Raw genomic sequence first — 1,091 nt, 5'->3', positions numbered from 1 at the left:
GCCAGATGACCAGGCTGCGCAAGAGCGGCGTCATTCGCATCGAGAATTTCCGACATATCATCGTCCCCGACATGGATGAACTGGAGCGGATGATCAGCGCGTAAGAGGGATCAGCGCGGCGCATAAGCCGTTGGGTTAGCGCGTAATGACCACGCGGGTATTGGCAAGGCCGGCCTGCCGCGTCAGCGAGAAGAATTGGGCGGCATTGTCGGGGTGCAGGCGAACGCAACCATGCGAGGCCGGCCGACCCAAGCGTTTCAGGTCGAAGGTGGCGTGAACGGCGTAACCGCCGTTGAAGAATACGGCGAAGGGCATCGGCGCATTATCGTATTTGCGCGAGCGATGATCGCGTGACAGCCACTTGGCGCTCCACGAACCGGTCGGCGTGACATAGCCGTTGCGCGCGGTCGAAACCTTCCAGCGATACTTGACGAAGCCGTTCTCGGAAACAGTCATCGTCTGCTTGCCGATGCTGATATTGGCGACCAGCGTTGCTGCCTGAGCGGCAACGGGAGAAAACTGCAGCAATAAACTTGCGGCCGCAGCCGCCAAAATCGTCTTCATCATAACCCCTCTTCAACTCGCGCAGCTTAATTGCGCCCTCACGAAAGAGAGACTACGGCAATACTTATTAGATTGCTTTAATCCGAATGGTAATCACAATTTTAACGGCGCATGGCAGCAAGCGGATGCGCCGCAGGCTTATTGAAGCTTGCGCTTCGCCCCAGCCTGATTGAGCCCTTGGTAGGCCTTGTTCATCTTCTCGCGGATCGAGGCCATGGTGCCGAGATTATGGCCGCAGGCGGCACAGGTGATGATGTCGGTCTCCCGGATCTCGGGACGCTCGAACTTCATCTTGGTGCTCTTGCACTTCGGGCACGGTAATTCAACCTGAACTGTCATCGCTTTGCTTCCGGTCTGGTGGAGGTAGGAGGCGTTTCGCATAAACGTTTGAGTGGGAGCTGTCTACCGAGGCGTGGTCGTACCCTGCCGCCTCTACAGAAAACACAAGAAAAGCCCGAACGTCACACCGGCGAGCACCATGCAGCTGGCGTAGAACACCGATACGCCGTCCTCGATGTCGCCTGAGG

Annotated in this window: 2 protein-coding genes and 1 pseudogene; 1 reads left to right on the top strand and 2 read right to left on the bottom strand. The window is 57.6% G+C overall.

Annotated elements, in window-relative coordinates; all coding sequences use genetic code 11:
- Positions 1–104: pseudogene (locus tag FY112_RS00240) on the top strand (Crp/Fnr family transcriptional regulator); the annotation flags it as partial.
- Positions 105–135: 31 nt separating this feature from the next.
- Here the strand turns inward: FY112_RS00240 and FY112_RS00235 are convergent.
- Together FY112_RS00235 and FY112_RS00230 are read right to left on the bottom strand one after the other, a co-directional pair.
- A complete protein-coding gene (locus FY112_RS00235; RefSeq protein WP_017960829.1) occupies positions 136–567 on the bottom strand; it encodes a L,D-transpeptidase in 432 nt (143 codons plus the stop codon).
- Between the two features lie 135 nt (positions 568–702).
- Entirely contained in the window at positions 703–903 is a 201-nt protein-coding gene (locus FY112_RS00230; RefSeq protein WP_003540491.1) for a hypothetical protein, read from the bottom strand.
- Positions 904–1,091: the final 188 nt, after the last annotated feature.

Source organism: Rhizobium sp. PEPV16, assembly GCF_008919455.1.
Taxonomy (GTDB): domain Bacteria; phylum Pseudomonadota; class Alphaproteobacteria; order Rhizobiales; family Rhizobiaceae; genus Rhizobium; species Rhizobium leguminosarum_Q.
Note: the sequence above shows the minus strand (reverse complement) of the source record. Positions and strands in the feature narration are given on the sequence as shown.